This is a genomic window from Rhizobacter sp. OV335 (genome assembly GCF_900142965.1).
Lineage (GTDB): Bacteria > Pseudomonadota > Gammaproteobacteria > Burkholderiales > Burkholderiaceae_C > Rhizobacter.
Window position 1 is genome coordinate 1 of the sequence record NZ_FRCQ01000048.1, and the last position, 12,793, is coordinate 12,793.

Here is a 12,793-nt window from a genome sequence, read left to right on the forward strand (position 1 = left end):
GGCACCGCGCTTGGCCGCGATCAGCCAGACGATGTCATCGCGGATGCGCCCTTCAGCCTGCGCCTCGACGATCTCTTCTCGCTTGGCCACGCCCGTGTAGCCCGAGTCGCCGTGCACGCGGCGCTCCTGGCCGTGCAGCAGCGCATGCGCGTTGGCCACGTCGCTCTCGTTGGCAGAGGTCACGCGCACGCTGTGCACGAGGCCCGAGTCGGCATCCACGCCGATGTGCGCCTTCATGCCGAAGTAGTACTGCTGGCCCTTCTTGGCTTGGTGCATCTCAGGGTCGCGCTCACCGTCCTGGTTCTTCGTCGAGCTCGGCGCCGCGATGATCGTCGCGTCCACCAGCGTCCCCTCTCGCATCAGCAACCCGCGCTCGCCCAAGTGCACGTTGACCTTGTCGAAGATCGCCTTCGTCAGCGCGTGCTGCTCCAGCAGCCGGCGGAACTTCAGCAGCGTGGTCGCGTCAGGCGCCTGCTCGCGTGCCAAGTCCACGCCCACGAACTCGCGCATCGCCTGGCTGTCGTACAGCGCGTCCTCCAGGCCCTCGTCGCTCAGGCTGTACCACTGCTGCAGGAAGTACATCCTCAGCATCCGCTCCACGCCGATCGGCGGGCGACCGACGCGGCCGCTGCGCGGATAGTGCGGCTCGATCAAGCCGCACAACGCCGACCATGGCACCACGCGCTCCATCTCGCCCAGGAACTTCTCGCGCCTCGTCTGGCGTTTCTTGCCTGCGTACTCCAGGCTCGCAAAGCTCGTCTGCTTCATGCAACCATCCTCGCTGTCCACGGCTCGTTCGGCCATCGAGATCTGCCCGAATAAATCAGCGGTTCCCTAGCGCTTGAAGAGATCGAGGATCCCCTTCTTCTCTTCTTCGCTCGGCGGCGTCGGCAGCTTCTCTTCGAGGCCCAGGCTGCTGACGCCGCTGCCGTGCGTGTACTCCTCGTAGTACCACTCGCCGCCCATGTTGACCACGCCTTCGGGCGCCGACGGCTCCTCGACCGGCACGCCCTTCAGCGTCTGCTGCATGTAGTCGATCCACACCGGCAGCGACAGGCCGCCGCCCGTCTCGCGGTCGCCCAGCTTGCGCGGGTTGTCGTAGCCGATCCACACCACGCCGACCACGCTGCGCTGGAAGCCGGCGAACCAGGCGTCGTTCGAGTCGTTGGTGGTGCCGGTCTTGCCGTACACGTCGGGACGCTTCAGCGTCCGCTGGGCATTGGCCGCCGTGCCCGAGCGCGTGACCTCCTGCAGCAGGCTGTCCATCACGAACGCGTTGCGCGCCGGCAGCGTGCGCGTGCTCTCGTCCATCACCTGCGGCACCGCCTCGTTCAGCACATGGCCGCGCGCATCGGTGATCTTGCTGATCAGGAACGGGTTGATGCGGTAGCCGCCGTTGGCGAACACGCCGTAGGCCGAGGCCATCTGCAGCGGCGTCACCGAGCCGGCGCCGAGCGCCATCGTCAGGTAGGCCGGGTGCTTGTCGGGGTCGAAGCCGAAGCGCGTGATCCAGTCCTGCGCATAGGCCGGGCCGATCGCCTGCAGGATGCGGATCGAGATCATGTTCTTCGACTTCGCGAGGCCGCGACGGATCGACATCGGCCCGTCGAAGGTGCCGTCGTAGTTCTTCGGCTCCCAGGGCTGGCTGCCGGTGGTGCCGGCGTCGAAGAACAGCGGCGCGTCGTTGACGACGGTGGCCGGCGTGAAGCCCTTCTCGAGCGAGGCCGAGTAGATGAACGGCTTGAAGCTCGACCCCGGCTGGCGCCAAGCCTGCGTCACGTGGTTGAACTTGCTCTTCGCATGGTCGAAGCCGCCGACCATCGTGCGCACCGCACCGGTGCGCGGATCGAGCGACACGAACGCGCCTTCGACCTCCGGCAGCTGGGTGATCGACCAGTCGCCCTTCGGCAGCTTGACGAGCCGGATCACCGCGCCGGCGCGGATCTGCGTCTTCGGGTTGCCCTTCTCGGCCAGGCCGGAGGTGGCCGGCTTCAGGCCCTCGCCGGTGACGGTCAGCGCTTCGCCGCTTTGCAGCACCGCGACGACCTTGCGCGGGCTCGCCTCGATCACCACGGCGGCGCGCAGTTCGTCGTTGTCGGGATGCTCGACCAGCGCCTCGGCGATGCGGGCATCGAGGTCCTTCACGTTGGCCGGCAGGTCGATGTAGGCCTCGGGGCCGCGGTACACCTGCCGGCGCTCGTAATCCATGATCCCCTTGCGCAGCGAGCGGTAGGCCACGGTCTGCTCGGCCGACTGGATGGTCAGGTAGACGTTGAGCCCGCGCGTGTACGCCTCTTCGCCGTACTGCGAGAAGATCATCTGGCGCGCCGCCTCGGCCACGTACTCGGCGTGAACGACCACTTCGGGCGCGGCGCGGTACTTCAGTTGCTGGGCGCGCGCGGCATCGTGCTGCTCCGGCGTGATGAAGCCGTTCTCCAGCATGCGGTCGATGATGTAGAGCTGGCGCTGCGTCGCGCGCCTCGGGTTGACGATCGGGTTGTAGGCCGACGGCGCCTTCGGCAGGCCGGCCAGCATCGCGGCCTCGGCGATCGTGATGTCCTTCAGCGGCTTGCCGAAGTAGATCTCGCTGGCCGCCGCGAAACCGTGCGCGCGCTGGCCGAGGAAGATCTGGTTCATGTAGATCTCGAGGATCTGGTCCTTGCTGAGCAGGCTCTCGATCTTCAGCGCCAGCAGGATTTCATAGATCTTGCGGGTGAAGGTCTTCTCGGTGGACAGGTAGAAGTTGCGCGCCACCTGCATCGTGATCGTCGAGGCGCCCTGGCTGCGCGATTCGTTGAACTGCGCGAGGCCGGCCCGCAGCACGCCCTTGTAGTCGACCCCCCCGTGCTGATAGAAGCGCGCATCCTCGATCGCGAGCACCGCGTCCTGCATCACCTTGGGCACCTGGGCCAGCGGCGTGAAGTTGCGGCGCTCCTCGCCGTATTCGCCGAGCATCACGCCGTCGGCCGAATAGATGCGCATCGGCAGCTTCGGCCGGTAGTCGACGAGGCCGCTGACCTGCGGCAGGTTCGGGTAGGCCACCGACAGCGCGATGCCGATCAGCAGCAGCACGGTGAGCACGCCCGCCAGCGCGCCTCCCATCAGCCACAACAGCGCGCGGCCCACCCAGCGGGCCCACGCGGGCAGGGACGAGGGGGTGGAAGAAGACGATCGGCGGTTCGGGCCGGCTGCCGGGCGCTCGGACGGGCCCTCGAATTCGCTCATGGGACTCCAACAGTGGTCGAGCCGATTATATGAAGCGACTTTGACCGGTCCGCATCGACCGTGAACTGCTTGGCAGCTTGTGTCGCCGGGTGCCTAGGGTTGACCCGAAATGACATTTTTTGGCGCCAGAATTCGTCAGGCTTTCGCAACGCAGACGGGTTGCAAGAAAAGGAAAAATCTTTGTTCCACAAAGGGTTTACTGCTAGCATTGAAGTAACTTCTTAACAATCCAGCGCACGTATCGCAGCCAATTCGGTCGTCGGTTCGTGTCGCGTTGGGAGATGGCCCCTTGAGCTTCCTAGACCTGTTGTTAGGCCGAAAGCATCCACCGATGATCGGCTTGGATATCAGCTCGTCCAGTGTGAAGCTGGTTGAGTTGGGCCAGAGCGCCTCCGGTGAGTATGTACTCGAGCGTTTTGCCTCCGAAAGCTTCGAGAAGGGCTGGATCACCGACGGCCAGATCGAGAAGTTCGACGAAGTGGCCGATGCGGTGCGTCGCGTGGTCACCAAGAGTGGCACCAAGACCAAGCAGGTCGTCCTCGCGATGCCGCAATCGGCGGTGATCACGAAGAAGATCATGCTGCCGGCCGGCCTTCGCGAAGAAGAGCTCGAGTTGCAGGTCGAATCCGAAGCCAACCAATACATCCCGTTCTCGCTGGACGAGGTGAGCCTTGACTTCTCGGTGATCGGCCCGAGCCCCACGTCGGTGGGCGATGTCGAGGTGCTGATCGCCGCGTCCCGCAAGGACCGCGTGCAGGATCGCCAGGGCCTCGCGGAAGCGGCCGGCCTGAAGCCTGCGGTGCTCGACATCGAATCGCATGCCTCGCGCCTGGCGATGGGGCGGCTGATCGAAGCGCTGCCGAACGAGGGCAAGGACGCGTTGGTCGCGCTGTTCGAGATCGGTGCCGACACCACGAGCCTGAAGGTGCTGCGCGACGAAGAGATGCTCTATGACCGCGACCAGGCCTTTGGCGGATCGCAGTTGACGCAGCTGATCTCCCGCCAGTACGGCTTCTCGTTCGAGGAAGCCGAGCAGAAGAAGCTGTCGGCCGAGCTGCCTGAGGACTACGAGTCGTCGCTGCTGGTGCCGTTTGTCGACAGCCTGTCCCAGGAAATCGGCCGCGCGCTGCAATATTTCTTCACCAGCACGCCGCACCACAAGGTGCACTACGTGATGCTGGCTGGTGGCACGGCGACCCTGCCGGGGCTGAAGGACCGGGTCACCGAGCTGACCGGCTTCGCTTCGATGGTCGTCAACCCGTTCGAAAACATGAAGCTGGGCTCCGCGGTCCGCGAGAGCAAGCTGCGCCGTGAAGCGCCTTCCTACCTCACGGCCTGTGGGCTGGCGATGCGGAGGTTCTTGCAGTGATTCTGATCAACCTACTCCCGCACCGCGAAGAAAAGCGCAAGCGGCGCAAGGCGGCGTTCTTCCTCGGTCTGGCCCTGGCAGCTGCGGCTGGCCTCGCTGCCGTCGGCATGTGGTACCTGGTGCTGCAGCAGATGACGGAGAACCAGGTTCACCGCAACGATTTCCTGACGTCCGAGATCCGCAAGCTCGAGGCGCAGATCAAGGACATCGCGTCCTTGCGTGCCGAGATCGATGCGCTCAAGGCGCGGCAGAAAGCGGTCGAAGACCTGCAGATCGATCGCAACCTGCCGGTGCACGTGCTCAACGAACTCGTCAAGCAGACGCCGGAAGGTGTCTATTTCAGCAGCATCAAGCAAGAAGGCCAGGTGCTGCAGCTCAACGGCATCGCGCAGACCAACGAGCGCGTGTCCGAGCTGCTGAGAAACACGAGCAACAACTCCGAATGGCTGACGAAGCCGGAGCTGGTCGAAATCAAGGCGGCGGTCGTGCAGACGGCCAGCCGCGAGCAAAAGCGCCTGTTCGACTTCTCGATGCGCGTGACCATCAAGCGCCCGCAGGATGTCGACGCGGCTGCAGCTGCTGCCTCGGCCCCCGTGCCGGGTGCTCCGGCCAGCGCCGCCGTCGCTGCGAAGAAGCCCTGACCATCGAGACGCCATGGCAACGAAAGCGAAATCCGTCAACGTCGATCTGAACTCGGTCTTCGGGGCTGCCGCCTCGCAATTCCGGGGGCTGAATCCCAATGAACCCGGCCAATGGCCGATGCTTCCCAAGCTCGCGACCTGGCTGGCACTGGCCATCATGGTCGTCGTGGTGGGCTGGTTCCTGCTGCTGACCGGGGTCGACGACCAATTGCAGGCAGAGCGCGACAAGGAACCCGTCCTGAAGCAGGACTACCGGGGCAAGCTGGCTCAGGCCGTGAACCTCGATGAATTGCGCAAGCAGAAGCTGCAGGTCGAGGAGTACGTGACCCAGCTCGAGAAGCAACTGCCCGGCAAGGCCGAAATGGATGCGCTGCTGTCGGACATCAACCAGGCCGGCCTCGGCCGCGGGTTGCAGTTCGAGTTGTTCCGCCCCGGCCAGGTGCTCGTGAAGGACTACTACGCCGAGCTGCCGATCTCGATCCGCGTGACCGGGCGCTACCACGACATCGGCGCGTTCGCGGCCGACGTGGCCAACCTCTCGCGGATCGTGACGCTGCACAACATGGTGATCACGTATGCCGGCGGCAAGGACGCCACGGGATTGCTGGGCATGGACGCGACGGCCAGAACCTACCGCTACCTGGATCCGAACGAGGTCACGGCGCAGCGTCAGGCAGCTGCCAAGGCCGCGGGAGCGAAGAAATGATGGGAACCACTTTGCGTTGGCCGGCAACCGCCTGCGCTTGCGCCATCACGGTGCTTGCGCTGACCGCCTGTGGCGATGCGCAGGATGAGCTCCAGCAATGGATCGAGCAGCAACGCCGCGAGGTGAAGCCGAACGTGACGCCGCTGTCGCCGCCGAAGAAATTCAACCCACAGGCCTACCTGGCCGGTGCCGGCGTCGAGCCGTTCAGCACCCAGAAGCTGACGGTGGCGATCAAGCAGGAATCCCGGCAGCCGAATTCGCTGCTGGCCGCGGAAATCAATCGCCGCAAGGAACCACTCGAAGCCTATCCGCTGGACAGCATGGCCATGGTCGGCAGCGTCAGCAAGCAGGGGCGTCCTTATGCGCTGCTGCGGGTCGACAACCTGCTGTACCAGGTGAAGACGGGTGATTACCTGGGCCAGAACTACGGCAAGGTCACCAAGATTTCCGAGACGGACGTCTCGTTGCGCGAAATCGTGCAGGACGCGGCGGGTGAGTGGATCGAGCGTACGAGCTCACTTCAGCTTCAGGAACGGGCGCGGTGAAGAACATGCAGGAGAAACAGATCATGGGTAAGTGGCAAGTTCGAAGCGTTGCGCTCGCGTTGCTCTTCGGCGCGTCCTTGTCTGCGTGGGCGCAGAACGCCATCCAGTCCATCAACAGCTCCCAACAGGCGGGCGCAGAGGTCGTGCGCATCGAACTGTCCGAGCCGCTGGCGGCCGTGCCCACCGGTTTCACGGTGCAGACGCCTCCGCGCATCGCGCTCGACCTCCCCGGTGTCGGCAACGCGATGGGCAAGTCGAACCTGGACATCAACCAGGGCAACATCCGGTCGATCAACATCGCGCAGTCGGGTGACCGCACGCGCCTGGTGCTGAACCTGAAGACGCCGTCGAACTACCGTGCCCAGCTCGAAGGCAAGGTGCTGGTGGTGGTGATGGAATCTTCGGCACCGGTCGGCGGCGCCGTCTCCGCGGCCAAGTCGCCGGTGGCGGGTGAGTCGACGCGGTTCGCGGAGAACCTGAACGACGCGCCGATGCCGTTGAAGGGCATCGACTTCCGCCGTGGCCAGGATGGCGCGGGCCGGGTCGTGGTCGACCTGCCGAACAACCAGGTCGGTGTCGACATCCGCCAGCAGGGCCAGAGCCTGGTGGTCGAATTCCTTCGCTCGAACCTGCCGGAGAATCTGCGCCGCAAGCTCGACGTGACCGATTTCGGCACGCCGGTGCAAAGCGTCTCGACCTTCCAGAACGGCGACCGCGTGCGCATGGTCGTCGAGCCGCGCGGTGCCTGGGAGCACAGCGCCTACCAGACCGACAACCAGTTCGTGCTGGAAGTGCGCCAGCAGAAGGTGGATCCGAACAAGCTGGTGCAAGGCCCGGGCTACGCCGGTGAGAAGCTGTCTCTGAACTTCCAGAACATCGAGGTTCGCGCGCTGCTGCAGGTCATTGCCGACTTCACCAACTTCAACGTCGTCACGAGCGACACCGTCACCGGCAACGTGACGCTGCGCCTGAAGGACGTGCCGTGGGATCAGGCACTCGACATCATCCTGCAGGCCAAGGGCCTGGGGTTGCGCAAGTCGGGCAACGTGATCTGGATCGCGCCGAAGGACGAACTCGCGTCGAAAGAGAAGATCGATCTCGAGGCCAAGGCGCAGATCGCCAACCTGGAGCCGGTGCGCACGCAATCGTTCCAGCTGAACTACACGAAGGCCGAAGAAGTGGCCAAGGGCCTGACCGGCCAGAACACGGCCGGTGGCGGCGGAACGGCCTCGCGCATCCTGACCACCCGTGGCAGCGTGATCTTCGAGACCCGCACCAACCAGCTGTTCGTCAGCGACATTCCGTCGAAGCTCGAGGAAGTGCAGGCGATGATCGCCAAGATCGACGTGCCGGTGCGGCAGGTGTTGATTGAGGCGCGCATCGTCGAGGCCAATGACAGCTTCGGTCGGTCGCTGGGCGCCAAGCTGGGTTACTCCGACCTGCGCGGGCTCAATGGCGGGGTTGCCGGCTTCAATGCGGGAGGCAACACCCGTGTTGGCGTCGGCGGCAATATCAATGCCGTTGGCGTGCAAACCGGACAGGCCACTCCGCCGCTGGCATTCAGCGACACCAACTTCGTCAATCTGCCGGCCGTGAAGCAGAACGACTACAACGCTGCGACTTTCGCGTTGTCGCTGTTCGGAGTCGGCGCCAACCGCTTCCTGAACCTCGAGCTGTCGGCATTGGAAGCTGAGAACAAGGGCAAGATCCTGTCGAGCCCGCGCGTCATCACGGCCGACCAGGTCAAGGCGCTGATCGAACAGGGTACCGAGTTGCCGTACCAGACGGCCACCTCCAGCGGCGCGACGGCGATCCAGTTCCGCAAGGCCAACCTGAAGCTCGAAGTCACGCCGCAGATCACGCCGGAGGGCAACGTCATCCTGGATCTCGATGTGACCAAGGACACCGTGGGCCAGGTCACCTCGCAAGGTCTGGCCATCGACACCAAGCATGTGCGCACGCAAGTGCTGGTAGAGAATGGCGGCACGGTCGTGATCGGCGGTATCTTCACGCAGGATGACCAGGAGAGTGTGACGAAGGTGCCGTATCTCGGTGACATCCCGTTCCTTGGCAACCTGTTCAAGTCCAAGACGAAATCGTCGAGGAAGACCGAGTTGCTGATCTTCATCACGCCGAAGGTGGTCAGCGATCGCTCTGCGGTCCGGTAAGAACTACGCTGCGATGCCGGGGTGATCTGCGCCCCGCCCGTTGTCGTCAAATCACGATATTCAGGTGCTTTCATGAACTTGCCTCTGTTGAACCGCGCTGCTCTGGCTTTGATCTCCGTGACCGTGTTGGCCTCATGTGGGGGCGGAAGCGATGACAACGAAGCCGGAGCGCCCCAAGCGTTCAATGTTTCGCCCGCCACCATCTCCGTAAAGAATGCCAAAGGAACTTGTGCTTCAGGCTTTCTGGGCGAAGTGTTCGTATACGGAGGGGCTGCGCCGTACTACCTCAACAATACTTTCCCGGGCGGGATCATCTTGAACAAGACCCGGGTTGAAGAGGCCGGCGGCAGTTTCACGGTCACACTCAATGGCGTGTGCATGGATCCGGGGCTGATCAACGTCGTCGACAAGCTGAACAAGCAAGTGACGGTGTCGGTTTCCAGCCCATTCGTGGAGCCTTGAGCGGGCGGGGGCTGGTCACTCACGTACCGTGGGTTTCTCCAGTGCGGCCTCCAGGTCGCTGGCGTTGATCGGAATGCCCGGGGCCGGCAAATCGACGGTCGGCAGGCAGCTGGCCAAGCGCACCGGCTACCGCTTCGTTGACTGCGACGCGGTGATCGAAGCTCAGATCGGCGAATCGATCCGCAGCTTCTTCGAACGAGAGGGGGAGGATCGTTTCCGCGATGTGGAGGTTGCGATCGTCCGCGAGTTGACGCAAGAATCCGCACTCGTGATCGCCACTGGCGGCGGCGTGGTGTTACGACCGGAGAATCGGGAGGCGCTGCGCCAAACCTGTCTCGTCTTCTATCTTCGCGCTACGCCTGAAGAGCTCTACCGACGCCTGCGCAACGACACCCAACGACCGTTGCTGCAGGTGGCTGACCCATTGCGGCGGTTGCATGAGCTGCACCGTCAGCGTGACCCCTTGTATCGTCAGATTGCGCACCACGTGGTCGACATCGGTCGTCCGACGGTCCAAACCCTGGTGAACATGATCCTCTCGCAGCTGCAGTTGGCCGGCGCGGTCGAACCATCCAACGCAGCGGGGGCGGCGACCAAGACAGGCCCGGACATCGACGGACGCTAAACTCGACGCATGAACGTCGAGACTGACCGCGTGAAGATCGAGCTGGGGGAGCGCAGCTACGACATCCTGATCGGCGCGAACCTGCTGTCGGACCGAGCGTCCGTCGATGGGTTGCCTGCCGGCAACGCGGCGGTGATCGTCACCAACCCGACAGTGGCACCGCTCTATGCCCTGCGACTGCAGAACCTGCTGAAGCAGCGCCATGCACAGTGCCTGATGGTCGAGTTGCCCGACGGCGAGATCCACAAGGACTGGTCGTCGCTGGAACGCATCTTCGGCGCGCTGCTGAGGGCCGGCGCCGACCGCAAGACCGTGCTCTACGCACTGGGCGGCGGCGTGGTCGGCGACGTGACCGGCTTCGCGGCCGCCTGCTACATGCGCGGCGTTCCCTTCGTGCAGGTCCCCACCACCTTGCTGGCCCAGGTGGATTCCTCGGTGGGCGGCAAGACCGCGGTCAACCACCCGCTGGGCAAGAACATGATCGGTGCGTTCTACCAGCCGCTGCGCGTGATCGCCGACCTGGACACGCTCGACACCTTGCCCGACCGCGAGATCTCCGCCGGGCTGGCCGAGGTCATCAAATACGGCCCGATCGCCGACGACGCCTTTCTCGGCTGGATCGAGGACAACCTCGATGCGCTGCTCGCGCGCGACAAGAAGGTACTGGCTTACGCCGTCAAGCGCTCTTGCGAGATCAAGGCCTGGGTGGTCGGGCAGGACGAACGCGAATCCGGCCTGCGCGCGATCCTGAACTTCGGCCACACCTTCGGCCATGCGATCGAGGCCGGGCTCGGCTTCGGAACCTGGTTGCACGGCGAGGGTGTCGGTTGCGGCATGGTGATGGCGGCCGACCTGTCGCACCGTCTCGGCCTGATCGATGCGGCGTACGCGCAGCGCATCACGCGATTGATCGAGCGTGCCGGCCTGCCGATCCGCGGCCCGCAGCTCGGTGCTGATCGCTACCTCGAACTGATGCGCGGGGACAAGAAGTCCGAGGCCGGCGAGATCCGCTTCGTCGTGATCGAGGCGCCCGGACGCGCCGCGCTGCGGCCGGCCCCCGACGACATCGTGCGCGAGGTGCTGGCGGCGCACGCGGCCTGAGCCATGTCGGGCATGCTTGTGGCCGGAGGACGGCAACCATATGCCTGCGACCCGCAGCGCAGCGCCGGTCGCCGGCTGCACGAGCCGCCCGCGCCGACCCGCAGCGAGTACCAGCGCGACCGCGACCGCATCGTGCACAGCACAGCGTTCCGGCGCCTGGTCTACAAGACGCAGGTGTTCCTGAACCATGAAGGCGATCTGTTCCGCACACGGTTGACGCACTCGCTCGAGGTGGCCCAGCTCGGCCGCTCGATCGCCCGCAGCCTCGGCTTGAACGAAGACCTGGTCGAGGCCATCGCGCTGGCCCACGACCTGGGCCACACGCCGTTCGGCCACGCCGGACAGGATGCGCTGAACGACTGCCTGCTCGCTGCGGATCCCCGCAGTGGCGGCTTCGAGCACAACCTGCAGAGCCTGCGGGTGGTCGATTCCCTCGAGGAGCGCTACCCGCAGTTCGACGGCCTGAACCTGACGCTCGAAACGCGGGAGGGCATCCTGAAGCACTGTTCCAGCGCGGCTGCCGCGCGCTTGGAGGCCAGGGAGCCCGACGGCGTCGCGCACCGCTTCGTCGCGCGGCTGCGTCCGAGCCTGGAGGCTCAGCTGTGCAACCTGGCCGACGAGATCGCCTACAACGCGCACGATGTGGACGATGGGGTGCGCTCGGGCCTGCTGAAGCTCGAGCAGCTCGACGAGGTGCCGCTGTTCGCGCGGCACAAGGCGGAGTCGCTGGCGGCGCACCCCGGCTTGCGCGGCAAGCGGCTGTTGTTCGAGAGCATCCGCCGGATGTTGTCGGCCCAGGTCTATGACGTGCTCGCCGCCAGTGCCGCAGCGATCGCGCTGCACGCGCCGCGCACGGTCGACGAGGTGCGCCGGGCGCCGGCGATGATCTGCTTCAGTGCGCAGATGGCGGCCGACAGCATCGCGCTGAAGCGCTTCCTGCGGCACAACCTCTACCGGCATCCGCAGGTGGTGGCGACCACCGACCGGGCGAAGCAGGTGGTGCGCGAGCTGTTCGCGATCTACCGCGATGCGCCGGCCGAATGGATTCCGGCCGGCGAGTCGCGACCCGCCGGGCTGCGCCAGCTGGCCGACTACGTGGCGGGGATGACCGACCGGTACGCGCTGCGCGAACACGAGCGGCTGACGGGCCGTCGCCTGTTCGACTGAGCCATGGCGCGCCTCGCCCGCCTGTGCATCCCCGGCCAGCCGCACCTCGTGCAGCAACGGGGCCACAACGGCCAGCCGGTGTTCATCGACGAGGCCGACACGCAGGGCTTCCTGCGGATGCTGGCCGACGCGGCGAAGGCGAGCGGCGTCGCGATCCACGCCTACGGGCTGGCAGCGGGTGAGGTGCACTTGCTCGCGACACCGGCCACCGCCGATTCGCTGAGCCGCCTGATGCAGACGCTCGGGCGCCAGCACGGCTTGGCGTTCAACCGCCGGCACGGCCGCTCCGGCAGCCTCTGGGACGGCCGCTTCCGCGCGGTGCCGATCGACGGGGAACGGCACTTGCTTGCTGCGATGCGCTACGTCGAGTCGGCCGTGCCCGACCTGCGCGCCTCCAGCGCGGCGCACCACCTTGGGCAGGCGACCGATCCCGCAGTGAGCGACCACCCCCTCTATTGGGCCCTGGGAAACACGCCATTCGACCGGGAGATGAAATACCGAACGTGGTTCGAGCAGGGCAGCTCCTCCGTCGAGGCCGATCGCTTTCGGCGCGCCGTCGCACAAGGATGGCCGCTGGGCGAAGCCTCCTTCATCGACAACCTCTCGCAAGTGACGAGCCGCCGGCTGGCGGCGCGCCCTCGCGGGAGGCCGCCGAAAGCGCCCGCTTAATCTGTCCCTATTTAAATATCGCCGATCCGGGTCAATCGAATAAAAGGTGTCTGACCCCATTTAAATCGATTGAAGCGCCTGCTGCGCTGCAGTATTCTTCGGCCCATTCCAGATT

Annotated in this window: 12 protein-coding genes; 10 read left to right on the forward strand and 2 right to left on the reverse strand. The window is 65.2% G+C overall.

All coding sequences use genetic code 11. The annotated features are described in order from the left end of the window. Nucleotides 1–768: IS5 family transposase (locus BUE42_RS30050; protein ID WP_073468697.1), on the reverse strand; the 768-nt coding region annotated here is incomplete at its 3' end. A 66-nt stretch (nt 769–834) separates the two neighbouring features. Next, complete coding sequence (locus tag BUE42_RS30055) at nt 835–3,225, reverse strand: penicillin-binding protein 1A (RefSeq protein WP_073469011.1); 2,391 nt, start codon at nt 3,223–3,225, stop codon at nt 835–837. Nucleotides 3,226–3,556: 331 nt separating this feature from the next. On the opposite strand from BUE42_RS30055, the gene BUE42_RS30060 reads away from it, so the two are divergent. The 10 genes from BUE42_RS30060 (at nt 3,557) to BUE42_RS30100 (ending at nt 12,678) form a co-directional block, all read left to right on the forward strand. Beyond that, nucleotides 3,557–4,594, forward strand: a complete 1,038-nt coding sequence (locus BUE42_RS30060) for a pilus assembly protein PilM (protein WP_073469014.1) — start codon at nt 3,557–3,559, stop codon at nt 4,592–4,594. After that, nucleotides 4,591–5,235, forward strand: coding sequence for a PilN domain-containing protein (locus tag BUE42_RS30065; protein ID WP_073469015.1), 645 nt, complete (start codon nt 4,591–4,593; stop codon nt 5,233–5,235). Before BUE42_RS30060 ends, BUE42_RS30065 begins: the two co-directional genes overlap by 4 nt. Nucleotides 5,236–5,248: 13 nt before the next feature. Beyond that, nucleotides 5,249–5,941: a type IV pilus inner membrane component PilO gene (locus BUE42_RS30070; RefSeq protein ID WP_073469017.1), complete on the forward strand. Its 693-nt coding sequence runs from the start codon at nt 5,249–5,251 to the stop codon at nt 5,939–5,941. Further along, nucleotides 5,941–6,486: a pilus assembly protein PilP gene (locus BUE42_RS30075; RefSeq protein ID WP_143171851.1), complete on the forward strand. Its 546-nt coding sequence runs from the start codon at nt 5,941–5,943 to the stop codon at nt 6,484–6,486. Before BUE42_RS30070 ends, BUE42_RS30075 begins: the two co-directional genes overlap by 1 nt. 23 nt (nt 6,487–6,509) lie before the next feature. After that, on the forward strand, nt 6,510–8,654 hold the full coding sequence (pilQ, locus tag BUE42_RS30080; RefSeq protein ID WP_083614778.1) for a type IV pilus secretin PilQ: 2,145 nt from the start codon (nt 6,510–6,512) through the stop codon (nt 8,652–8,654). 72 nt (nt 8,655–8,726) lie between these two features. Further along, the gene (locus BUE42_RS32780; protein ID WP_143171848.1) at nt 8,727–9,116 is read left to right on the forward strand and encodes a hypothetical protein; all 390 of its coding nucleotides are present in this window, start codon (nt 8,727–8,729) and stop codon (nt 9,114–9,116) included. Nucleotides 9,117–9,189: 73 nt separating this feature from the next. Continuing rightward, on the forward strand, nt 9,190–9,741 hold the full coding sequence (locus BUE42_RS30085) for a shikimate kinase (protein ID WP_073469021.1): 552 nt from the start codon (nt 9,190–9,192) through the stop codon (nt 9,739–9,741). A gap of 9 nt (nt 9,742–9,750) precedes the next feature. Then, entirely contained in the window at nt 9,751–10,842 is a 1,092-nt protein-coding gene (gene aroB / locus BUE42_RS30090; protein WP_073469023.1) for a 3-dehydroquinate synthase, read from the forward strand. Nucleotides 10,843–10,845: 3 nt separating this feature from the next. After that, nucleotides 10,846–12,009 (forward strand): deoxyguanosinetriphosphate triphosphohydrolase, encoded by a 1,164-nt coding sequence (locus BUE42_RS30095; protein WP_235002712.1) that lies wholly within the window; start codon nt 10,846–10,848, stop codon nt 12,007–12,009. Nucleotides 12,010–12,012: 3 nt separating this feature from the next. Continuing rightward, nucleotides 12,013–12,678 carry a transposase gene (locus BUE42_RS30100; protein WP_073469025.1) on the forward strand — a complete coding sequence of 222 codons (666 nt, stop codon included), beginning with the start codon at nt 12,013–12,015 and terminating at the stop codon, nt 12,676–12,678. Nucleotides 12,679–12,793: the final 115 nt, after the last annotated feature.

Coding starts and splice junctions, on each gene's coding strand:
- BUE42_RS30055 (WP_073469011.1), bottom strand. CDS start 3,225: ATGAGCGAATTCGAGGGCCCGTCCGAGCGCCCGGCAGCCGGCCCGAAC.
- BUE42_RS30075 (WP_143171851.1), top strand. CDS start 5,941: ATGGGAACCACTTTGCGTTGGCCGGCAACCGCCTGCGCTTGCGCCATC.
- BUE42_RS30095 (WP_235002712.1), top strand. CDS start 10,846: ATGTCGGGCATGCTTGTGGCCGGAGGACGGCAACCATATGCCTGCGAC.
- BUE42_RS30085 (WP_073469021.1), top strand. CDS start 9,190: ATGCCCGGGGCCGGCAAATCGACGGTCGGCAGGCAGCTGGCCAAGCGC.
- pilQ (WP_083614778.1), top strand. CDS start 6,510: ATGGGTAAGTGGCAAGTTCGAAGCGTTGCGCTCGCGTTGCTCTTCGGC.
- BUE42_RS32780 (WP_143171848.1), top strand. CDS start 8,727: ATGAACTTGCCTCTGTTGAACCGCGCTGCTCTGGCTTTGATCTCCGTG.
- aroB (WP_073469023.1), top strand. CDS start 9,751: ATGAACGTCGAGACTGACCGCGTGAAGATCGAGCTGGGGGAGCGCAGC.
- BUE42_RS30060 (WP_073469014.1), top strand. CDS start 3,557: ATGATCGGCTTGGATATCAGCTCGTCCAGTGTGAAGCTGGTTGAGTTG.
- BUE42_RS30070 (WP_073469017.1), top strand. CDS start 5,249: ATGGCAACGAAAGCGAAATCCGTCAACGTCGATCTGAACTCGGTCTTC.
- BUE42_RS30100 (WP_073469025.1), top strand. CDS start 12,013: ATGGCGCGCCTCGCCCGCCTGTGCATCCCCGGCCAGCCGCACCTCGTG.